At 64.3% G+C, this 20,043-nt stretch carries 19 protein-coding genes; 10 read left to right on the top strand and 9 right to left on the bottom strand.

Going from position 1 to position 20,043, the window contains the following annotated elements; genetic code table 11:
* Positions 1 to 25: 25 nt before the first annotated feature.
* Positions 26 to 229 (bottom strand): cold-shock protein, encoded by a 204-nt coding sequence (locus tag I5M_RS22230; protein ID WP_022723415.1) that lies wholly within the window; start codon positions 227 to 229, stop codon positions 26 to 28.
* Positions 230 to 701: 472 nt separating this feature from the next.
* On the opposite strand from I5M_RS22230, the gene I5M_RS22225 reads away from it, so the two are divergent.
* On the top strand, positions 702 to 1,523 hold the full coding sequence (locus I5M_RS22225; RefSeq protein ID WP_022723414.1) for a Crp/Fnr family transcriptional regulator: 822 nt from the start codon (positions 702 to 704) through the stop codon (positions 1,521 to 1,523).
* Positions 1,524 to 1,539: 16 nt separating this feature from the next.
* On the opposite strand, the gene I5M_RS22220 is transcribed toward I5M_RS22225, so the two are convergent.
* Together I5M_RS22220 and ndk are read right to left on the bottom strand one after the other, a co-directional pair.
* Positions 1,540 to 2,367: a TerC family protein gene (locus I5M_RS22220; protein WP_022723413.1), complete on the bottom strand. Its 828-nt coding sequence runs from the start codon at positions 2,365 to 2,367 to the stop codon at positions 1,540 to 1,542.
* A gap of 59 nt (positions 2,368 to 2,426) precedes the next feature.
* Positions 2,427 to 2,849, bottom strand: coding sequence for a nucleoside-diphosphate kinase (ndk, locus tag I5M_RS22215; RefSeq protein WP_022723412.1), 423 nt, complete (start codon positions 2,847 to 2,849; stop codon positions 2,427 to 2,429).
* 148 nt (positions 2,850 to 2,997) lie between these two features.
* Between ndk and I5M_RS22210 the strand changes: the two genes are divergently transcribed.
* Positions 2,998 to 4,866 (top strand): ABC-F family ATP-binding cassette domain-containing protein, encoded by a 1,869-nt coding sequence (locus tag I5M_RS22210; protein WP_022723411.1) that lies wholly within the window; start codon positions 2,998 to 3,000, stop codon positions 4,864 to 4,866.
* Positions 4,867 to 4,879: 13 nt separating this feature from the next.
* Here I5M_RS22210 and I5M_RS32430 read toward each other — a convergent pair whose 3' ends face one another.
* From I5M_RS32430 to I5M_RS22195, 4 genes are all read right to left on the bottom strand, one after another.
* Positions 4,880 to 5,362, bottom strand: a complete 483-nt coding sequence (locus I5M_RS32430) for a hypothetical protein (protein WP_148287939.1) — start codon at positions 5,360 to 5,362, stop codon at positions 4,880 to 4,882.
* A gap of 81 nt (positions 5,363 to 5,443) precedes the next feature.
* Positions 5,444 to 5,941, bottom strand: coding sequence for a hypothetical protein (locus tag I5M_RS22205; RefSeq protein WP_199900057.1), 498 nt, complete (start codon positions 5,939 to 5,941; stop codon positions 5,444 to 5,446).
* Positions 5,942 to 6,088: 147 nt separating this feature from the next.
* Positions 6,089 to 6,541 (bottom strand): DNA polymerase III subunit chi, encoded by a 453-nt coding sequence (locus I5M_RS22200; RefSeq protein WP_022723409.1) that lies wholly within the window; start codon positions 6,539 to 6,541, stop codon positions 6,089 to 6,091.
* 9 nt (positions 6,542 to 6,550) lie between these two features.
* Complete coding sequence (locus tag I5M_RS22195; RefSeq protein WP_022723408.1) at positions 6,551 to 8,053, bottom strand: leucyl aminopeptidase; 1,503 nt, start codon at positions 8,051 to 8,053, stop codon at positions 6,551 to 6,553.
* A 366-nt stretch (positions 8,054 to 8,419) separates the two neighbouring features.
* On the opposite strand from I5M_RS22195, the gene lptF reads away from it, so the two are divergent.
* From lptF to I5M_RS22155, 8 genes are all read left to right on the top strand, one after another.
* Positions 8,420 to 9,586, top strand: coding sequence for an LPS export ABC transporter permease LptF (lptF, locus tag I5M_RS22190; protein WP_022723407.1), 1,167 nt, complete (start codon positions 8,420 to 8,422; stop codon positions 9,584 to 9,586).
* Positions 9,587 to 9,596: 10 nt separating this feature from the next.
* Positions 9,597 to 10,682 carry an LPS export ABC transporter permease LptG gene (gene lptG, locus I5M_RS22185; RefSeq protein WP_031337317.1) on the top strand — a complete coding sequence of 362 codons (1,086 nt, stop codon included), beginning with the start codon at positions 9,597 to 9,599 and terminating at the stop codon, positions 10,680 to 10,682.
* Positions 10,682 to 13,189 (top strand): LPS assembly protein LptD, encoded by a 2,508-nt coding sequence (locus tag I5M_RS22180; protein ID WP_022723405.1) that lies wholly within the window; start codon positions 10,682 to 10,684, stop codon positions 13,187 to 13,189. The genes lptG and I5M_RS22180 overlap by 1 nt, the downstream gene beginning before the upstream one ends.
* Positions 13,190 to 13,299: 110 nt before the next feature.
* Entirely contained in the window at positions 13,300 to 14,202 is a 903-nt protein-coding gene (locus I5M_RS22175; RefSeq protein ID WP_022723404.1) for a SurA N-terminal domain-containing protein, read from the top strand.
* 61 nt (positions 14,203 to 14,263) lie between these two features.
* Positions 14,264 to 15,268 carry a 4-hydroxythreonine-4-phosphate dehydrogenase PdxA gene (gene pdxA, locus I5M_RS22170; protein WP_022723403.1) on the top strand — a complete coding sequence of 335 codons (1,005 nt, stop codon included), beginning with the start codon at positions 14,264 to 14,266 and terminating at the stop codon, positions 15,266 to 15,268.
* Positions 15,265 to 16,128 carry a 16S rRNA (adenine(1518)-N(6)/adenine(1519)-N(6))-dimethyltransferase RsmA gene (gene rsmA, locus I5M_RS22165; RefSeq protein ID WP_022723402.1) on the top strand — a complete coding sequence of 288 codons (864 nt, stop codon included), beginning with the start codon at positions 15,265 to 15,267 and terminating at the stop codon, positions 16,126 to 16,128. The genes pdxA and rsmA overlap by 4 nt, the downstream gene beginning before the upstream one ends.
* A 15-nt stretch (positions 16,129 to 16,143) precedes the next feature.
* Positions 16,144 to 17,202 carry an alcohol dehydrogenase gene (locus I5M_RS22160; RefSeq protein ID WP_022723401.1) on the top strand — a complete coding sequence of 353 codons (1,059 nt, stop codon included), beginning with the start codon at positions 16,144 to 16,146 and terminating at the stop codon, positions 17,200 to 17,202.
* Positions 17,203 to 18,068: 866 nt separating this feature from the next.
* The gene (locus I5M_RS22155) at positions 18,069 to 18,302 is read left to right on the top strand and encodes a hypothetical protein (protein ID WP_022723400.1); all 234 of its coding nucleotides are present in this window, start codon (positions 18,069 to 18,071) and stop codon (positions 18,300 to 18,302) included.
* A gap of 13 nt (positions 18,303 to 18,315) precedes the next feature.
* Here I5M_RS22155 and gmk read toward each other — a convergent pair whose 3' ends face one another.
* Positions 18,316 to 18,981, bottom strand: coding sequence for a guanylate kinase (gmk, locus tag I5M_RS22150; protein WP_022723399.1), 666 nt, complete (start codon positions 18,979 to 18,981; stop codon positions 18,316 to 18,318).
* Positions 18,978 to 19,865 (bottom strand): YicC/YloC family endoribonuclease, encoded by an 888-nt coding sequence (locus I5M_RS22145; protein ID WP_022723398.1) that lies wholly within the window; start codon positions 19,863 to 19,865, stop codon positions 18,978 to 18,980. Before I5M_RS22145 ends, gmk begins: the two co-directional genes overlap by 4 nt.
* Positions 19,866 to 20,043: the final 178 nt, after the last annotated feature.

Genomic DNA, 20,043 nt, shown 5'->3' with positions numbered 1-20,043 from the left:
GATCAGCTCAGCCTGATTATCGAGATCAGGAGACCTTCAAATTTTCCGCCGACGACCGGCCACGATTTTCAACGAGTTCGTACTCGATCGGCTGATTTTCATTCAACGTGCTGAGGCCCGCGCGCTCTACGGCCGAGATGTGGACAAAGACGTCCTTGTCGCCGGTCGTCGGCCGGATAAACCCATAACCCTTGGTCGGGTTGAACCATTTGACGGTGCCCTTCTGCATCGTCTTGCTCCCTGCGCTAGACACAAAAAAGACGCGGCTCGCCTCCCCGCGTGCCACGCCACAAACGTCGTTGCCTGATCGATCTTGAAGTCGCGTACATAAAGCCGAACGGCCCAAATCCGATTGCGCATCAATTGCAACACGAAAAATCCGGCTTCGCAAGTGTTCGTATGCATGAGCGCAATGGCCTTCTCATCGTCGCCCAATCCGAGTGCGTAGTGGAGACATCCGCGCGCTCGCGCTGTTACTTCGTGGTTAGTTTATAGGCGATTGCCGCGGCTGGAGGCGTCGCTAGGCATTCTGCGTCGCAATTCAAATGCGGGAACCTTGCTGCACCGCCACAACCGAGGCAATCTGCGACAAAAGCGATCACGCGGAGGTGTGTTTTGCAGGATCGGTCCAGCTTGGGTACTGTCTGCCGTCGCTGGCGCTTCGGTTCCACCGCCGGCCCAAAGGGGAGACTATCCTGACCGTGATCAACGAACTGACGCCGAGCCGGCAGGCTATCCGAAACCGCATTCTGGCCGATCTGTCCGCCGATGATTTCGCGACACTCGAACCGCTGTTGCGCCGTATCGATTTCCGCGGGCGAACTGTACTGCAGGAGGCAAATCGTCCGGTAGAGTACGTGCACTTCATCGAAGACGGGCTGGTCTCGCACGTGGCGGGAAGCCGAACAGAATCCGTCGAGACTGCGATGGTCGGGTGCTTCGGTTATGTCGGGGTGCCGCTGATACTGGGATCATCGATTGCTCCACAGCGAGCGATCGCCTGTATGCCCGGCAGTGCGCTGCGCATCGAAGCCGACGAATTGTCGCGGTTGCTGACCGAGCGCCCGCAGATCCACGCGCGAATGCTGCGCTACGTACAGGCGTTGATGGCGCAAAACAGCCAGAGCGTGCTGTGCGCGACGAAGCACGAGATCAACCAGCGATTGGCGAGGTGGCTGCTGCTGGCGATCGATCGCCTGCAAAGCGACGTACTCGCGATCACTCACGAGATGCTGGCGACGAGCATGGGCGTGCGTCGCGCCAGCATCACCAACGCGCTGCTGCAGTTCGAGGCCGAGGGCGTCGTGCAGAAACAGCGCGGTGCCATTCGGGTGATCGATCGGGCAGGTTTGGAACAGCGCGCCTGCGATTGCTATCATATCGTCCGCGATGCCTACGCGTCGGCGCAGACGGCGAAGGACGGTTGCGCGCACGACGGTCATGCGCACGATGGTCATCACCACGATGGTCATGCCCACGATGAGGCTCGTGGGCCCGATGGCGAGGTTGCCGGAACGGCCTGAACGCCACTGCGGCCGGCTAAGCGGCCGGCCGCTCCTCACGCGTCTGCGCGTTGCGCCAGATCGTGCCGCCGATGAGAACCACCAGGACGCCGACGAGCGCGAACAGATACTCGCCGGCACTGCCCGGTGCCGCGAACAGCGGCGCCAATCCGAACTGTCCGAGCAGCGCATCGATGCGCGCCCCCACCGGGACATCGAACACGTGCATGTAGGGATGCACGGCAGGATCGGTGGCGATCACTTCGCCGGCGATCCATCCGAGCAGCGCGGCACCGGCCCAGACCAGGATCGGCAGCTTTTCGAGAACCAGCATGATCAGCGCGGCGCCAGCCACGATCATCGGCACGCTGACGACGAGCCCGAGGATCAGCAGCGGCACGCTGCCATTGGCGGCAGCCGCAACCGCGATGACGTTGTCGAGGCTCATGATGATGTCGGCCACCACCACGATCTGAACCGCGTGGAGCAGATGCGAGGCGGACTCGACGCTGTCTTCGTCCTCGGTCTCGGGCACCACCAGCTTGGCGGCGATGACGAGGAGCGCCAGGCCGCCGATCAGCTTGAGATAGGGCCACTCCATCAGGGTGGCGACGATGCCGGTGAAGATGATGCGCAGCAGGACTGCGGCGCCGGCGCCGAGGATCATGCCCCACAGCCGATGCCGCGGCTGCAAACCACGGCAGGCGAGAGCAATCACCAGCGCGTTGTCGCCGGAGAGCAGGACGTTGATCCAGATGATCTTGCCGACGGCGAGCCAGAAGGCCGGCTCGTGAAAATCTCGCTGAAACTCAGCGAGCAGATTCCAAATAGTGGCGGAGTCGAGGATCTGCATCAGACCGTTCACCGCCTCTCCCCTGAATCAGTGAGCGCCGCCGACGAGCCGGCGGCGCTCATGGTCGACTCTCAGCCGACGATTTCGTTGCCGGAGAAGAACTGGGCGATTTCAATCGCCGCCGTCTCCGGGGCGTCGGAACCGTGCACCGAGTTCTCGCCGATCGACTTGGCGTGCAGCTTGCGGATGGTGCCGTCGGCCGCCTTCGAGGGATCGGTGGCGCCCATCACGTCGCGATACTTGGCGATCGCGCCCTCACCCTCGAGGACCTGCACCACCACCGGACCCGACGTCATGAACTCGACGAGCTCGCCGAAGAACGGGCGCGCCTTGTGGACTGCGTAGAAGGTCTCGGCCTGGCCGCGGGTCATGTGGATGCGCTTCTGCGCCACGATACGCAGGCCGGCCTTTTCGATCAGCGCGTTGATGGCGCCGGTAATGTTGCGCTCGGTGGCGTCGGGCTTGAGAATCGAGAACGTGCGTTCGGTCGCCATTGGGATGTCCTTGGAGGCTGGGTGGGATGAGTTGCCGGGCTTATATCGGCGCGGCCGCGGCACGGCAAGCCGCGCCGGCCGGGCCGCCGAGCGCGACAATCGCGATCGGGCCAGTTGCGTTTGCGGCCCGACCCGGCGAAAACGCCGCATGCTCACGCTCTCCGATATCTCGGTCCGGATCGCCGGTCGGCTGCTGATCGATCGCAGTACCGTGCAGATCGCGCCCGGTGCACGGGTCGGCTTCATCGGCCGCAACGGCGCCGGCAAGTCGACGCTGTTTCACGCCATTCGCGGCGAGCTGGCGACCGAAACCGGCAGCATCTCGATCCCGCCGCGCTGGACCATCGGCAGCCTTGCCCAGGAAGCGCCGAACGGACCGGAAACGCTGCTCGAGGTGGTGCTGAAGGCCGACATCGAGCGCGACGCGCTGCTGCGCGAAGCCGAGACCGCGCAGGACCCCCACCGTATCGCCGATATCCAGACCCGGCTGGTCGATATCGACGCGCATTCGGCCCCTGCCCGCGCCGCCGCGATCCTCAGCGGCCTCGGTTTCTCGGCGCACGACCAGACCCGCTCCTGCTCCGAATTTTCGGGCGGCTGGCGGATGCGCGTGGCGCTCGCCGCGACGCTGTTCGCCGCGCCCGATCTGCTGCTGCTCGACGAGCCGACCAACTATCTCGATCTCGAAGGCACGCTGTGGCTCGAGGATCACCTCGCCAATTATCCGCGCACCGTGATCGTGATCAGCCACGACCGCGACCTGCTCGACACCTCGGTCAACGAGATCCTGCATCTCGATCGCGGCCGGCTGGTGCATTTCCGCGGCAGCTATTCGGCTTATGCGGAGTTCCGCGCCAACAAGGACGCGCTCGACGCCAAGAACGCCAAGCGCGAAGAAGCGCGTCGCAAACATCTGCAGGACTTCGTCGACCGCTTCAAGGCCAAGGCCTCGAAGGCCCGCCAGGCGCAGTCGCGCGTCAAGATGCTGGAGAAGATGAAGCCGACGGCGCCGCTGGTCGCCGACGACGTTCGCGAGATCGTATTTCCGGCGCCGGAGAAACTGCTGTCGCCGCCGATCATTGCCGCCGACAACGTCACTGTCGGCTACGACCCGGCACATCCGGTGCTGCGCCAGGTGACACTGCGCGTCGACACCGACGATCGCATCGCGCTGCTCGGCGCCAACGGCAACGGCAAGTCGACTCTTGTCAAACTACTGGCGAACCGCCTGGCGCCGTTCTCGGGTTCGGTGACCCGGGCCGACAAGCTCTCGGTCGCGTACTTCGCCCAACATCAGCTCGATGAACTCAACGAGGACGGATCGCCTTACTCGCATGTGCGCCGGTTGATGCCGGATGCGCCGGAGAGCAAGATCCGCGCGCGCGCCGGCCAGATCGGCTTTTCCGGCAAGGCCGCGGACACCGTGGTGAAGAGCCTGTCGGGCGGCGAAAAGGCGCGGCTGCTGCTCGGGCTGGCTACATTCCACGGCCCGAACATGATTATCCTCGACGAGCCGACCAACCATCTCGACATCGACAGCCGCGCAGCGCTGGCCGAAGCCATCAACGACTTCCCTGGCGCCGTGATCATGGTGTCGCACGATCGCTACCTGATCGACGCCTGCGCCGACCGCCTGTGGGTCGTGGCCGATCACAAGGTCAAGCCGTTCGACGGCGATCTCGACGATTATCGCCGTGCCGTTCTGTCGTCGCGCGGCGCCCGCCCGTCGCAGGATGCGAAAGAGGCAAAGCCGGACACCTCCGGCGCGCCCCAGCCGAAGCCGAAGAAAGCCGTCCCGCTCAAGCAGCAGATCGCAACCGCCGAGGCTGAGATCGATCGGATCACCGCGATCATCGCCAAGATCGACGCCGCGCTGGCGCTGCCCGATCTGTTCACCCGCGATCCGAAACAAGCCGCGCAGCTGTCCACCGCGCGCGCCAATGCCGAAGCCGCGCTACTACGCGCCGAGGAGCAGTGGTTACAGGCGAGTTCGGCCGAGCAGGACGTGAAAAGCTAGAGACGGCAGATCACTATTGAGGAGCGTCTGTCGAAGCTTCTTGAGCGACGGCATCAAGAAAGCTCATTGCTGCGCTTCCGTTGGCAGGCGGAAAAGGCAAAGCTCGGACAAGGGGGTAAAGCGACACCTTAGGTGGATAGATCGCATTTCCTGCTTTCTTCCGAATGGCCTCTAAACGCTCCCTGTCCCCCGGAGCCTCTACCCGAGCGATCATCAGACGACTGTAATCGTCGCGTTCTTCGCGATTCCATCCATGGAAATTATCCGGACCAATCCGGCCCGTGGGTTCAACTAAGTATTTGTGGGGAATGATATTAAGGGTTCGCTCTTCATCAAAGATGCAAACAACGAAATAATGAATTCCAGCCGATACACCAGGAAGTGGTGCAAATGGAGTCATGAACTCACGGAAAGCCAAAAAGGCGTTCCATTCGACGCTCACCCAGGTATTGTCTTCGGGAGACCAGCGAAGTGCAATTTGTCCATCATCGGTCATCTCAACTTCCTAATTATACTAGCACAACCTAATAACGACCTCACCAAGCTCCGCAGAATTGGAAGCGAACGTCATTTTCCCTCAAGAGGCGTTTTTCTTGCGCTTCGCCCGCACCGGCTTTTTCTCGACCACCGGATCGGCGCCGCGGTCGATCGACGTCAAACGTCCGCCGGTGAACGTATAGATGCCGGCCCGCGCGCCGCCATTGTAGGTCAGCGTCGCGACGCGCTGACCGCGCTCGTTGGTCGAGAGCGCGACATTCGACGGAACGCCGAGGCCGCGCGCGACGTCGCATTCGGTATGGCCGAGCGCGACCGTACCGCCCTGCGACGGCGCCGCCGCGGGATCATTCGGCGCCGCACCCTCCGGCCCGGGCGGCGGCGCCATTCCAGGACACATGCCGTCGGCACTGATCAGGTCTTGCGGTGTAACCGGCTTGTCCGGCGTCAGCGGCGGCGTTTCGATCGAGACGTTCTTGATGAACACGCGCCCCGGCCGCGAGAACCAATCGGCGTCGCGCGACAACATGTCGGACGCACCGGCACAACCGGCAAGCACCGGCGCCACCAGCGCCAGCATCAGCAACGGCTTCAAAGAATAATTCTGGTACACGGTCGGTCGGGTCCCATTACTCAACTTGCGCTGTCCAATCATCGATTTACGGCACCACCATGACAGTCGCCAAGCGACCTTGGTCGATCGAATCGCACTGGCTGACCGAAGTCGTTATTGCCGCTGCTGCCAGCGCCCGGCCTCGTCCGCCTGCCAATAGGTGACGTCAAAGCCGCGCGCCTTGCATTGTTTCCAGGCGTCGCGCGCCAGCGCGACCGCATCCTCGTCCTCGCCGTTGAACAGCAGAACCATGCGCTCGTAGCTGTCGCAATCCTGCGGCAGCACGGCGTTGTCGACGAGGAACCTCACCTTGGCGCCGTTAGCATTGCCCTCGCCTGCCGTCAGCAGGATCGGCTGATGCGCGGCGTCGGCGACGCGCCAGGTCGCGTGCGGCAGGAACGAGTCCTCGCGATACGTCCAAAGATGCGTGTCGAGCGCATCGGCACGCTCTTCCGACGTCGACTGCACCACCACCCGCCAGCCGCGCGCCAGCGACTTTTCGAGCAACGGCGGCAGCACCTGTTCGATGCTGCGGCCTTGCAGGTGATAGAACAGCACCTCGGTCATGGGGCCCGATTACTTCTTGGCCTCGTAGTGTTCGGCGACCAGCTGGTTCAGCAGCCGCACGCCGTAGCCGGAGCCCCAGCTCTGGTTGATCTCGTTCTTGGGCGCGCCCATCGCGGTGCCGGCGATATCGAGATGCGCCCACGGCGTGCCGTCGACGAAACGCTGCAGGAACTGCGCCGCGGTGATCGAGCCGCCGTTGCGCGAGCCGGTGTTCTTCATGTCGGCGAACTGCGAGTCGATCTGCTTGTCGTACTCGGGGCCGAGCGGCATACGCCACACCCGCTCGCCGGTCTTCAGACCGACGTCGGTCAAACGCTGCGCCAGTTCGTCGTTGTTGGAGAACAGGCCGGCGTGCTCGGTGCCGAGCGCCACCATGATGGCGCCCGTCAGCGTCGCGAGATCGACCATGAATTTCGGCTTGTGCTTCTTGGCGACGTACCAGAGCACGTCGGCGAGCACGAGCCGGCCTTCGGCGTCGGTGTTGATGATCTCGATGGTCTGGCCCGACATCGAGGTGACGATGTCGCCCGGCCGCTGCGCGTTGCCGTCCGGCATGTTCTCGACGAGGCCGATGGCACCGACGACATTGACCTTGGCCTTGCGCGCAGCGAGCGCATGCATCAGGCCGACGACACAGGCGGCGCCGCCCATGTCGCCCTTCATGTCTTCCATACTGGCTGCCGGCTTGATCGAGATGCCACCGGTATCGAAGCAAACGCCCTTGCCGACGAAGGCGATCGGCTGTTCGCCCTTCTTGCCGCCGTTCCAGCGCATGATCACGGTGCGGCCGTCGTGCTCCGAGCCCTGCGAGACGCCGAGCAGCGCGCCCATCTTCAGCGCGGTCATCGCCTTGACGTCGAGAATATCGACTTCGACGCCGAGTTTTTTCAACTGAGCCGCGCGGCGGGCGAACTCCGCTGGGAACAGCACGTTCGGCGGCTCGTTCACCAGTTCGCGGGCCAGGATGACGCCATCGGCCACATGCTCTTCAGGCGTAAACGCCTTCTTGGCGGCCGCCGCGTCCGCCACCGCGATGGAGACGTTGGCATTCACCGTGCCGGCGTCGTCGTCCTTCTTCTTGGTCTTGTAGCGATCGAACTTGTAGGCGCGCAGCCGGATGCCGGCCGCGATTCCCGCCGCCTGCTCGGGCTTCAGCGCGCCCGACGGCAGTTCCGCCACCACCGTCACCGCAGTGTCGCCGGCGCCGATCTTGCCGGCGATCGCACCGCCGAGCTTGAGGACGTCGTAGTCCTTCATGGCGTCGGCCTTGCCGGAACCGACGACCAGCAGCCGGTTCAGCTTCAGCCCTTCCGGAGCCAACAGGTCGAGCACCGCTCCAGATTTGCCCTTGAACTGGCTCGTAGCCGCCGCACGCTTCACCGCATCGGCCGCGCCGCCGAGCGCCTTGGTGGCAGTCGGACCGAACTTCAGAGCGTCGTCGCAGAACACGACGAGCGTGCCGCGGGCCGGAGTGGAAAAGGGAACGAAGCCGACCTTGACGGCATCGGGCATTGCAAATCCTCCAGAAGGTACGGTCCGGGACCGATCGGTCTCGGCTGGCTGCTGTTGTTGTGAAGCGTTGAGGCCTCAAGTCAAGGCAGCATCTGAAGCTCCGAGGGACTCAGGCGAAATTGCCTTACGAGCCGGCGACCAGGGAAACCGGCATGCGACCCGCCGACGTCGCGGGCCGTACACACAAGCGTGTCCAGCGGGAGACAGTCGCTCAACATTAACCATAACAATCTGCCGCCGCCACTCAGCCATTTTGTTGACAGATCAGATAGATGGTAATGGCACCTTGGGACAGCGCCGAAGGGGGCAGCCGGGGATTCGCTTGAATCTGCGCTGCAATGGGGGCGCAGGGGAATTTCGCGGCCGATGGGCTCCATCGACAAGTACATCTTCCGCACGACTTTGACGTCGTTCGCGGTGGTCATGGCCAGCCTCACCGGCGTGATTTGGATCACGCAGGCGCTGCGCGGCATCGACCTGATGACGAGTCAGGGCCAAACCATCCTCACCTTCCTCGGACTGACCGGCCTCGCGGTTCCGGTCCTGGTGCTGGTGATCGCGCCGATCGCGCTGATGATCGCGGTGGCGCACACGCTCAACCGCCTCGCCACCGATTCAGAGATCATCGTCATGAACGCCGCCGGCTTGTCGCCGCTGCGGCTGTTCCGACCTTTCGTTTATGCCAGCCTCGTGGTGGCAGCGATCGTGCTGCTGATCGGCGCCTATATCGCGCCCGACGGTCTGCGCCGCATCGCCCGCTGGGACAGCGAGATCACCGCCGACGTGCTCGCCAACGTGCTGCAGCCCGGGCGCTTCACTCAGCTCGAAAACAACCTGACGATTCGGGTGCGTGAACGGCAGCCGGGCGGCGTTCTGGTCGGTGTCTTTATCGACGACCGGCGCGATCCCAACGAGCGCGTCACCATCATCGCCGACCATGGCTCGGTCCTAAAGAATAAAGACGGCTCGTTCCTGGTGCTCGACGACGGTCATCTCGAGCGATTCCAGGCCGGCAAGCAGGAGCCGGCGCTGGTCGCCTTCAGCCGCTACGCCTTCGACATGTCGAAGTTCTCCCGCGCCCGCGACGTCACCTATGGAATTCGCGAACGCTATTTGTGGGAGCTGATGTGGCCGCAGCCGAACGACGCACTGCAGGCTCGGCTGCCGACCGAATTCCGCTCTGAAATGCACGACCGTCTGCTCGCGCCGATCTATCCTTTCTTCTTTGCGTCGGTGGCATTCGCCTTCCTGGGATTGCCGCGGACCACCCGTCAGAGCCGGAATTTCTCGATGGTGAGCGCCGTACTGGTCGCCTTCGCGGTGCGGCTGAGCGGGTTTGCGCTGTCAGTCACCGCCAATCACAATTTCTACGTCGCAGGTCTGCAATATCTGCTGCTGGTGGTGGCGATCAGCGCCTGCGTCTGGCTGATCCGCGGCAACATCGTGATCGAACCGCCGGCGAAATTGACCGAGCAACTCGCCACCCTTAATGCCTCGCTGCGCCGGCTGGTCCGGCGGCCGATGCCGGCCTGAGGCGGACACGATGGTCATCAACACGCTCGGCCGCTATTTCGCAGCGCGCTTCATCACCGCCTCGCTCGGGGTATTCCTCGGGCTGTTCGTCCTTCTGGTGTTCGTCGACTATATCGACCTGCTGCGGCGAGCCGGCGGCCTCGACGTGTCGGCCTTTACGATCGCCAAAACCTCGTTCTTTCGCGTGCCCCAATTGCTCGAACGGCTGCAACCGTTCTGCGTGCTGATCGGCGGCATGACCTGCTATCTGGCGCTGTCGCGCAGCCTCGAATTGGTGGTGGCACGGGCGGCCGGACTGTCGGCATGGCAGTTCATTTCGCCTGCCCTGTGGAGCGCCCTCGCCCTCGGCGTGTTTGCCAGCGCGGTGTTCAACCCGATGTCCGCGCACATGCAGGAGCGCGCCAAGCAGATGGAAGCCGAGCTGTTCGGCGACAAATCCGGCGGGCTGCAGGACGCCAACGGCTTCTGGATGAATCAGGTCAGCCCCGAGGGCCAGTCGATCATCAATGCGGCGCGGAGCCAGCAGCAAGGTGCGGTGCTGTCGGGAATCACGGTGTTTCGATTCGCCCCCGACTTCTCGTTCAGGGAACGGATCGAGGCGCGCGAGGCGGTGCTCGAGCCGGGTTATTGGCTGTTGAAAAGTGTCCGGCGCTACACCATGGACAGCGCGCCCGTGGATCAGGACACGCTGAAGCTGTCAACTTCGCTGACACCCGCTCAGGTGCGTAACAGCTTCGCCACGCCGGAGAGTGTGTCGTTTTGGCAACTGCCGTCGTACATCCGTTCTTCGGAGAGCTCGGGCTTTGCCACGTCGGGGTACCGTCTGCAGTATCACAAGCTACTGGCAAAGCCGTTTTTGCTGGCTGCTATGGTGATGTTGGCGGCTTCCGTGAGCCTCCGCTTCTTCCGATTCGGCGGCGTTCAGAAGATGGTTTTGAGTGGCGTGGGGGCAGGCTTTCTGCTCTATATCCTTTCGAAAGTGACTGAGGATTTGAGCAAGGCCGAGTTGATGCATCCGCTTGCTGCGGCGTGGCTTCCCGTTTGCGTGGGCGGTCTCGCTGGCTTCTTGGCTCTGCTGTATCAGGAGGACGGGTAGTGGCCGTGAGCGCCGCCCTCCGTTACATGCTGCCGTTCGCGCGGTGGCGCACATTGGTGCGCCGCCAGTGGACGTATGCGTCTATCGGCATCCTGCCGTTCGCCGCTCTGGCGACAGCGGGCGTGATGACATGCGCGTTCGCGCCGCCGGCGATGGCGCAGAGCTACACCTACAATCCGCGCCCACCGAGGCCGAAGCCGCCGCCCAGCGCCCATGACGGCCAGATGCTGGTGCAGGCCACGACGGTCAATTACGATTACAACAATCAGCGCGTCGCCGCGGTCGGCAACGTGCAGATGTATTACAACGGCACCTCGGTCGAAGCCGATCAGCTGGTCTACGATCAGAAGACCAAGCGGCTGCGGGCCGAGGGCAACGTCCGCATGACCGATGCGGACGGCAAGATCACCTACGCGAACTCGCTCGATCTCAGCGACGATTACCGCGACGGCTTCGTCGACTCGCTGCGGGTCGACACCGCGCAGGACACCCGCATCGCGGCCTCGCGCGCCGATCGCACCGGCGGCGCCTATAACGTGTTCCAGAATGGCGTGTACACGGCCTGCGCGCCGTGCCGCGACAACCCCAAGAAACCGCCGCTATGGCAGGTCAAGGGTGCGCGGATCATCCACGACCAGACCGACAAGATGCTCTATTTCGAGAACGCCCAGCTCGAATTCTTCGGCGTTCCGCTGGCATATCTACCGTATTTCTCGACGCCCGATCCGACGGTGAAGCGCAAGACCGGCTTCCTGATGCCGTTCTACACCACCAACACGACGTTCGGCTCGGGCTTCGAAACCCCGTTCTATTGGGCGATAGCGCCGGACTACGATCTCACGGTCACCCCGCGCTTCACTACCAAGCAGGGCGTTCTGCTGCAGGGTGAATTCCGCCAGCGGCTGCTCGACGGCGCCTATCAGATCCGCGCCTACGGAATCGATCAGGCCAGCCAGTCGACCTTCGCAGGCCAGCCGGGCGACCGTCAGTTCCGTGGCGGCGTCGATACCCAGGGCCAGTTCGCGCTCAACGACAAATGGGTGTGGGGCTGGGAAGGCGTGCTGCTGTCCGACCGCGCCTTCTTCGTCGATTATCGTCTGGCGCAGTACAAAGACAGCTTCGGCACGTTCCTGAACCAGACCCAGGAAGCGACCTCGCAGATCTATCTGACCGGCGTCGGCAACCGCTCCTATTTCGACCTCCGGTCGATCTATTATCTCGGCTGGGCCGCCGCCGACGTGCAGTCGCAGATCCCGGTGATCCACCCGGTGCTCGACTACAACAAGACGCTGAATTACGACATTCTCGGCGGCGAATTCAGCTACAAGACCAACCTGACCAGCCTGAGCCGGCAGAACGCCCAGTTCGATCCGATCAACACGATCGCGAATACCACGGGCCTCTGCCTGAGCGCCTCGGCTGATCCGCTGGCACGCATGCCGTCGAACTGTCTGCTGCGCGGCATCCCGGGCACCTACACCCGCGTCACCGCCGAGGCGCAGTGGCGGCGGTCGTTCACCGACTCCTACGGCCAGATCTGGACGCCGTTCGCCTCGATCCGCGCCGATGCGATCGACGCGTCGATCTCCAATCAGCCGGGCGTATCGAACTATCTGCCGACCGGCGACACCCAGACGGTTCGGCTGATGCCGACCGTCGGCCTGGAATATCGCTACCCGTTCATCAACGTGCAGCCGTGGGGCACGACGACGATCGAGCCGATCGCTCAGGTCATCATCCGTCCCAACGAGTCTTACGCCGGCAAGCTGCCGAACGAAGACGCGCAGAGCATGGTGTTCGACACCAGCAATCTGTTCAGCGTCGACAAGTTCTCCGGCTACGACCGCGTCGAAGGCGGCGGCCGCGCCAATGTCGGCGTCCAGGCCACCACGCAGTTCGACCAGGGCGGCGCCGTCAACGTGCTGTTCGGGCAGTCCTACCAGCTGTTCGGCCTGAACTCCTTCGCGGTCCGCGACCTGACCAACACCGGCGTCGACTCGGGCCTCGCCACCACCGCCTCCGACTACGTGGCACGGGTGTCCTACTCGCCGAATTCGACCTACAAGTTCACGACACGGGCGCGGTTCGACGAAGCAACTCTGAACGTGCAGCGCTTCGAGGCCGAAGCCAGCGCCAATTTCAATCGCTGGTCGATCAGCATGATCTACGGCAGCTACGCAGCACAGCCGGATCTGGGCTTCCTCACCCGTCGCCAGGGCATCCTCACGACGGGTTCCGTGAAGGTCGCGTCGAACTGGGTGGTGACGGGCGGCGCGCGGTGGGATCTTGAGGCGAACCGCATCAACCAGTATATCGTTGGTGCCGGCTATGTGGACGATTGCTTCGTTCTGGCGCTGAACTACGTCACCGGCTACTCCTACACCAATTACGGCGCGACGCCGACGCTGAGCCACTCCGTCATGCTGCAGCTGGGGCTGCGGACCATCGGCATGGGGGCGATGCAGCAGAGCGTGTCGGGGGCGTCGAACGGCCTGATCGGCCAGTAGTGCGATCTTTCGTTGGTCGCAAACTCCGCACATCCGACAACCAATCTCGTGGGGGCGAGAGGCGAAGGCGAGCGATGACGACAAGGATTCCCCTGATCTTCCCGAGCTTGATGCTGTGCTGGCTGATGGCTGCGGCCGTCCCCACCGCCGCGCACGCGCAAAGCGTCGCCGTGATGGTCAACGGCGAGCCGATCACGACGTTCGACATCGAGCAGCGTGCCAAGCTGAACCGGCTCTCGCACAAGGAGCAGAGCCGGCAGCAGGTCATCGACGAGCTGATCGACGAGAAGGTGAAGATCCGAGAGGCGAAGAAATTCGGCGTGTCGCCGAGCGACTCAGACATCGATCAGTCCTTCGCCACCATGAGTTCGCGGATGCGGATGACTCCCGACCAGATGACCAAGATGCTCGGGGCGCAGGGCATCCGCCCGGAGACGCTGAAACAGCGCATCCGCGCCGAGATGGTGTGGACCAGCCTGGTGCGCGGCCGTTTCAAGGACAGCCTTCTGGTCGGCGAGAAAGACATCCAGGCGCAGCTGCGCGCCGGTGGTGCAAACAACCCGGAAGAGACCGAGAGCTTCGAGTATCGACTCCGCCCGGTGGTGCTCATCGTGTCGCGTAACTCCGGCGACGGAGCGATGGAGTCGCGGCGCAAGGAAGCCGAGATGCTGCGCGGTCGCGTGCAGACTTGTGAGGAGGCCGATCGCCTGTTCAAGTCGATGCCGAACGCCGCCATTCGTGCCACCGTCGTCAAGACCTCTGCCGACCTGCCCCCCGCCCTGCGCGAGGTGCTCGACAAGACCCCCGTCGGTCATCTGACGGCACCCGAAGTCACGAAGCAGGGTTTGGAAATGGTGGCACTGTGCTCGCGCACGCCGACCACAGCCGACACCCCGAAGAAGCGTGAGATCCGCGAGAAGATGTTCGCCGACAAATTCCAGGCGAAGTCGAACGCGTATCTGCAGGAAATCCGCAAAGCCGCGATGATCGAATATCGCTCGGGCGCGAAGTAGCCTCGCCGCCCGCCGAGCGCCGACCGCTGCCAGGTGCTTCATCACGTCAGGACCTCCCGAGATGGAAAAACCACTGGCCCTGACGCTTGGTGAGCCGGCGGGGATCGGTCCGGATATCGCGCTCGCAGCCTGGCTGCGGCGTCACGAACTGGGACTGCCGCCTTTCTATCTGCTCGGCGACCTCACCTGCCTGCGCCGGCGCGCGAGTGCGCTGCTGATCGACATCGATCTGGCGGAGGTCACAGCCGCGGACGCCGAGCGCACCTTTGCCGATGCGCTGCCGGTCGTCTCCACTGGCGTCAGCACGACCGCCGAACCCGGCCAGCCCGACGCGACCAGCGCACCCGCTGCGATCGCTGCGATCACGCAAGCCGTCGCGGATGTCGAGGCCGGACGCGCCAGCGCGGTCGTCACCAATCCCATCGCCAAGAGCGTGCTCTACAAGGCCGGCTTCAAGCATCCCGGCCACACCGAATTCCTCGCCGAACTGGCGCGCCAGGGCGGCGTGACGCCGCAGCCAGTCATGATGCTGTGGTGCGAAGAACTCGCTGTCGTGCCGGTGACGATCCATGTCGCGCTACGCGACGCGATCGCTCAGCTCACGACCGAAATGATCGTCTCGACCGCGCGGATCGTCGTCGCCGACTTGCAGCGCCGCTTCGGCATCGCCCGGCCGCGGCTGGCGATCGCCGGCCTCAATCCGCACGCCGGCGAGGACGGGACGCTCGGCAGCGAGGACCGTGCCATCGTCGCGCCCGCAGTCGCGCAGCTCGTCAGCGAAGGCATCGCCGCCCGCGGCCCCCTGCCGGCCGACACGATGTTTCATGCCGCCGCACGGAAGACCTACGACTGCGCGATTTGCATGTATCACGATCAGGCGCTGATCCCGATCAAGACCATCGCGTTCGACCAGGGCGTCAATGTCACGCTCGGTCTGCCGTTCGTACGCACGTCGCCCGATCACGGCACGGCCTTCGATATCGCCGGCACCGGCCGGGCCGATCCGTCCAGCCTGATCGCGGCGCTCAAGCTCGCGGCGCGCATGGCATCAGCGCAAACTGCATGAGCGCGATCGACGATCTACCGCCGCTGCGCGACGTGATCAGGCGCCACGATCTCGCCGCCAAGAAATCGCTCGGCCAGAACTTCCTGCTCGATCTCAATCTCACCGCGCGCATCGCCCGTGCCGCCGGGCCTCTCGACCAATGCACCGTGGTGGAGATCGGCCCCGGCCCCGGCGGCCTCACGCGCGCTTTGCTGGCTCTCGGAGCTCGGCGCGTGATTGCCATCGAGCGCGACGAGCGTGCGCTCGGCGCGCTGGCGGAAATCGCTGCGCACTATCCGGGGCGGCTCGAGGTGATTTCGGCCGATGCGATGGAATTCGATCCGAGGCCGCTGCTCGCCGGCGAGCGCGCCAAGATCGTCGCCAACTTGCCCTACAATATCGCCACGCCGCTGCTCATCGGCTGGCTGTGCACTGAACCATGGCCGCCCTGGTACGACGCCATGGTGCTGATGTTTCAACGCGAGGTGGCGCAGCGGATCGTCGCGCGCGAGGACGACGATGCCTACGGCCGGCTGGCGGTGCTGTCGAACTGGCGCGCCGAGACGCAGATGCTGTTCGACATCGCACCGTCGGCCTTCGTGCCGCCGCCGAAGGTGACCTCGTCAGTGGTACGGCTCGTGCCGCGCGCAAATCCGTTGGCGTGTGATCGCAGCGCGCTCGAACAGGTCGCCGCGGCGGCGTTCGGGCAGCGCAGGAAGATGCTGCGGCAGAGCCTGAAATCGCTCGGCGTCGATCCGGCGCGGCTCGCAGCCGCGGCCGGCATCGATCCGGCGCGGCGCGCCGAGACGGTGCCGGTGGCGGGCTTTGTTGCCATGGCCAATGAATTGATCGATATACGGAACACAACAACAATCGCCTGAAAGGGAGAGCCCGCCATGACGCAGATGCGTCGCCAGTCTCTGGTCAAGTTCGACGCGCCTTTGTGCGAAACCATCATCGACGCGCCCAAGCCGCAGGGCCGCGAAGTACTGGTCAGGATCGAACGCTGCGGGCTGTGCCATTCCGACCTGCACATCCAGGACGGCTACGCCGATCTCGGCGGCGGCAAGAAGCTCGACACCACGCGTGGCATGACGCTGCCCTTTACGCTCGGCCATGAGATCGCCGGCGTCGTCGCTGAAGTCGGCCCCGACGCGCCGAAGGAATTGATCGGCACCAAGAAGGCGGTGTTTCCCTGGATCGGCTGCGGCAAGTGCCGCGACTGCCTGGCCGGCGACGAGAATCTGTGTGCCAAAAACCGCTTCCTCGGCGTCTCGATCGACGGCGGCTTCGCGACCCATGTGCTGGTGCCGGATGCCAAGTACCTGCTCGACTACGATCCGCTGCCGACCAACGTCGCCGCGACGCTGATGTGCTCGGGCATCACCGCCTATGGCGCACTGAAGCGTCTGATCGATCGGCCGCGCCAGCGCAACCTGCTGCTGATCGGCCTCGGCGGCGTCGGCATGATGGGCCTGTCGCTGGCGCAGGCGATGTTCAAGCAGCCGATCGCCGTCGCCGACCTAAGTGCCGCGGCGCGCGAGACCGCACTCAAGAACGGTGCGGCCGTCGCCTATGACCCGTCCGAGCCCGACGTCGCCAAGCGCATCTTCAAGGAGACCGACGGCGGCTTCGACGGCGTCGTCGATTTCGCCGGCAACGACAAGTCGATGAACTTCGCGGTCTCGACTGTCGCGCGGGGCGGCAAGATCGTGGTGTCGGGCCTGATGGGCGGACAGTTCTCGCTGCCGATGGTGCAGTGGATCTACAAGCGCATGACCGTCGAGGGTTTCATGGTCGGCACGCTCGAGGAAACCAAGGAATTGCTCGCCTTGGCGCGCGCCGGCAAGGTCAAGCCGACGCCGATGAAGGAAGAGCCGATGCAGGACGCGCAGAAATGGATCGACCAACTGCGCGCCGGCAAGGTCGTCGGCCGCATCATGCTGACCAACTGATCGACCATCGAGCGCCTGCCGCACGAGTTCCATCGAGCCGCGCGGCAGGCCCGATTCTTGTCTCAACCAGACCGGATTTGCGGCTTATTGCGACCCCATTCTGCGCCGACAACGCGCTGATCAGCGCTGTGTCGTTGCTTGATTGGGGACAGCTATGCAGATCAAAGCCGTGTACTTCCTGTCGGCCGCATCCGTTGCGCTTGCCGCGACGCTGATGGTTCCAGGCAGCTCCGCCCAGGCTGGAGAATGCCTCACCGCACCGAAGGGCGCGGCGCCAGCCGGCAGTCATTGGCGCTACCGCACGGATCATGTCGCCAAGAAGAACTGCTGGTACTTGAAGGCTGCGGCCAAATCCGCCGCGCCAACTGAGACGGCTGACGCCTCGGGGGGCGCCGCAGGAGCCGAGGCAGCAACCGCTCCGGCCGAGCCTGCCGCCGCATCTGCAGCGCTGAGGCGGCCAGCAACGCGAGTTACGCGATCGGCAGAAACATCGCTGCAGCCCGCAGTCGCCAATGCACGGGCCGAAGTCGAAACGCCGGCCGCTCAGACATCATCTCAGCCCTCAGAAGCCACTGCGGCTCCGGATCCTGCCTTCCCGCCTCCGGCACCGATGCAGAACGACAGCCCGGTCGCCGTGCAGACCAACCCGAGCAGCCAGATCGACCAGCGCTGGTCCGATGCTGCTGCCGGCACTCAACAGACGGGCGAAGCTGCGGTCGCGGCCAAGTTGCGCAGCAGCGCACAGGAAGCTGCGGCACGCACCTCCGCCGACAGCGCCTCGGCCGTTGCAGGACAATCGACCACGACACTGATCCTCGCGCTGCTCGCCGCACTGGCGCTGGCCGGCGTGATCCATCTGCAGCATCGTGCGGTTCAGTGGCTCGGAGCCGACCGTCCAGCGCCGCGGCGGCCGCCGCGACATATGGGGCGATGCCGGCGTCGATCCGGCACCGGAGCCGCCGATGGACCTTGGTCAGCCGCCGCGCTGGATCCAGGCCGCGCGGCAGCACCAGACTGCCGTGGACAATGCGGACGAGATCGAGCACCTGCTTGCGCGCGCCAAGACCGACGACCGCTTAGCAGCCCATCATCCGAACTGATCCGAACGACCGATCAGCGCTCGAGTTCGCGGCGCATGTCGCGGACGAAAGCGTCGATGCCGATCTGACGCTCGCGCTTGAGCTGTTCGGCACGCAGGATCGCTTTGACGGACTCGTAGGCGACGCCCACATTGTCGTTGACGACGATGTAGTCGTAAGCGTCGTAGTGACTCATCTCGTCGCCGGCCTTCTTCATCCGGCCGTGGATCACTTCGTCGGAATCCTGGGCGCGGGTGTGAAGTCTGTGCTCCAGCGCCTGCACCGAGGGCGGCAGCACGAACACGCTGACGACGTCGTTCGGGGCATGGCTACGCAGCTGCTGCGTGCCCTGCCAATCGATATCGAACAGCACGTCACGACCGGCAGACAGTGCCGCTTCGACAGGCGCGCGCGGCGTGCCGTAGCAATTGTCGAACACGTTGGCCCATTCGAGGAATTCGCCGGCAGCCACCATGGCGTCGAATTTCGGCCGGTCGACGAAGTAGTAATCGCTGCCTTCGATCTCGCCCGGACGCATTGGCCGCGTCGTCGCCGACACCGACATCTGTAGCCCGGCGGTCTCCTTGACCAGCATGCGCGACAGCGTCGTCTTGCCGGCGCCGGACGGCGACGACAGCACGAACATCAGGCCGCGACGCTCGACGCCGTTGAAGCCCCCTGCATTGCCACTGCTGCTCATTCGAGATTCTGAACCTGCTCGCGAAACTGTTCGACGACGTTCTTCATCGCGAGCCCCGCATTGGTCAATTCGAGATCGATCGACTTCGAGCAGCAGGTGTTGACCTCGCGGTTGAACTCCTGCGCCAGAAAATCGAGACGGCGGCCGACCGCGCCGCCCTTGCCGAGCATCTCGCGGGCCTGCGCGATATGCGAGGCGATGCGGTCGAGCTCTTCGCGGATATCGGCCTTGGTGGCGATCATGATCGCCTCCTGATGCAGCCGATCCTGATCGAAGCGGTCCGACGTATCGAGCAGCGCTGCGATCTGTTCGGCGAGTCGCGCCTTGATGGCTTCGGGCTTGCGGCCAGGCGCTGCCTCGGCCCTGGCGCTCAGCGTCTCCAGTTCGTCGAGCCGCTGCAGCAGCAAACCACGCAACGTTTCGCCTTCACGCTTGCGCATCTCGATCAGGCTCTGCAGCGCCTGCGAGAAGCCCGCCTCGACAGCGGCGCGTGCGGCTTTCTCCTCGTCCTCGTCGGCGTCCGGCTCGACGACTTCGATAACGCCCTTGATGCTCATCAGGCCGTCGATGCTAGGTGCTACCGCGTCGATCCGGCTGGCGAGCTGGCCGGCGACCTTGACGACTGCGGAGAGCACGTCATCGTTGATCCTGATGACCTGCTGCGCGTTGACGCGCTTGACCGTGAGGTTGGCGTAGACGGTGCCGCGCGACAGCGCATCGGTCGCACGCTTGCGTACCACCGCCTCGACGTCGTCCCAGCCTTGGGGCAGTCGGGTGCGGAAGTCGAAGCCCTTGGCGTTCACCGACTTGAGCTCCCAATCGAACGTGTAGGGGCCGCTGTCACCGTGGCTGCGCGCAAATCCGGTCATGCTCGACAACGACATCGCGGGGACGATCTCCAGTGTTGGTGAAATGCGGAATGGCGCCGCAGACTAGTCGATCCGCGGCCGATCTGTGAACTGCGCCGAGGTTGCGCCAGCCGCTTTATCCGCCACGACCGTCTTCCACGCCAGTGCGGACGACAGTCAGGTGGCCGAGGCCGAGCATNGAGCCGACGGAGGC

The sequence above is a fragment of the Rhodopseudomonas sp. B29 genome, assembly GCF_000333455.1.
In the GTDB taxonomy this organism is placed as follows: Bacteria; Pseudomonadota; Alphaproteobacteria; order Rhizobiales; family Xanthobacteraceae; genus Rhodopseudomonas.
The sequence above is the reverse complement of the archived record's forward strand: the minus strand, read 5'-3'. Positions and strand labels throughout refer to the sequence as shown.

What these genes read in the sequence shown, in the direction of transcription:
- I5M_RS22230 (WP_022723415.1), bottom strand. Translation starts at nt 229, where the DNA reads ATGCAGAAGGGCACCGTCAAATGGTTCAACCCGACCAAGGGTTATGGG.
- ndk (WP_022723412.1), bottom strand. Translation starts at nt 2,849, where the DNA reads ATGGCGACCGAACGCACGTTCTCGATTCTCAAGCCCGACGCCACCGAG.
- I5M_RS22210 (WP_022723411.1), top strand. Translation starts at nt 2,998, where the DNA reads ATGCTCACGCTCTCCGATATCTCGGTCCGGATCGCCGGTCGGCTGCTG.
- I5M_RS32430 (WP_148287939.1), bottom strand. Translation starts at nt 5,362, where the DNA reads ATGACCGATGATGGACAAATTGCACTTCGCTGGTCTCCCGAAGACAAT.
- I5M_RS22205 (WP_199900057.1), bottom strand. Translation starts at nt 5,941, where the DNA reads ATGCTGGCGCTGGTGGCGCCGGTGCTTGCCGGTTGTGCCGGTGCGTCC.
- I5M_RS22200 (WP_022723409.1), bottom strand. Translation starts at nt 6,541, where the DNA reads ATGACCGAGGTGCTGTTCTATCACCTGCAAGGCCGCAGCATCGAACAG.
- I5M_RS22195 (WP_022723408.1), bottom strand. Translation starts at nt 8,053, where the DNA reads ATGCCCGATGCCGTCAAGGTCGGCTTCGTTCCCTTTTCCACTCCGGCC.
- lptF (WP_022723407.1), top strand. Translation starts at nt 8,420, where the DNA reads ATGGGCTCCATCGACAAGTACATCTTCCGCACGACTTTGACGTCGTTC.
- lptG (WP_031337317.1), top strand. Translation starts at nt 9,597, where the DNA reads ATGGTCATCAACACGCTCGGCCGCTATTTCGCAGCGCGCTTCATCACC.
- I5M_RS22175 (WP_022723404.1), top strand. Translation starts at nt 13,300, where the DNA reads ATGCTGTGCTGGCTGATGGCTGCGGCCGTCCCCACCGCCGCGCACGCG.
- pdxA (WP_022723403.1), top strand. Translation starts at nt 14,264, where the DNA reads ATGGAAAAACCACTGGCCCTGACGCTTGGTGAGCCGGCGGGGATCGGT.
- rsmA (WP_022723402.1), top strand. Translation starts at nt 15,265, where the DNA reads ATGAGCGCGATCGACGATCTACCGCCGCTGCGCGACGTGATCAGGCGC.
- I5M_RS22160 (WP_022723401.1), top strand. Translation starts at nt 16,144, where the DNA reads ATGACGCAGATGCGTCGCCAGTCTCTGGTCAAGTTCGACGCGCCTTTG.
- gmk (WP_022723399.1), bottom strand. Translation starts at nt 18,981, where the DNA reads ATGAGCAGCAGTGGCAATGCAGGGGGCTTCAACGGCGTCGAGCGTCGC.
- I5M_RS22145 (WP_022723398.1), bottom strand. Translation starts at nt 19,865, where the DNA reads ATGTCGTTGTCGAGCATGACCGGATTTGCGCGCAGCCACGGTGACAGC.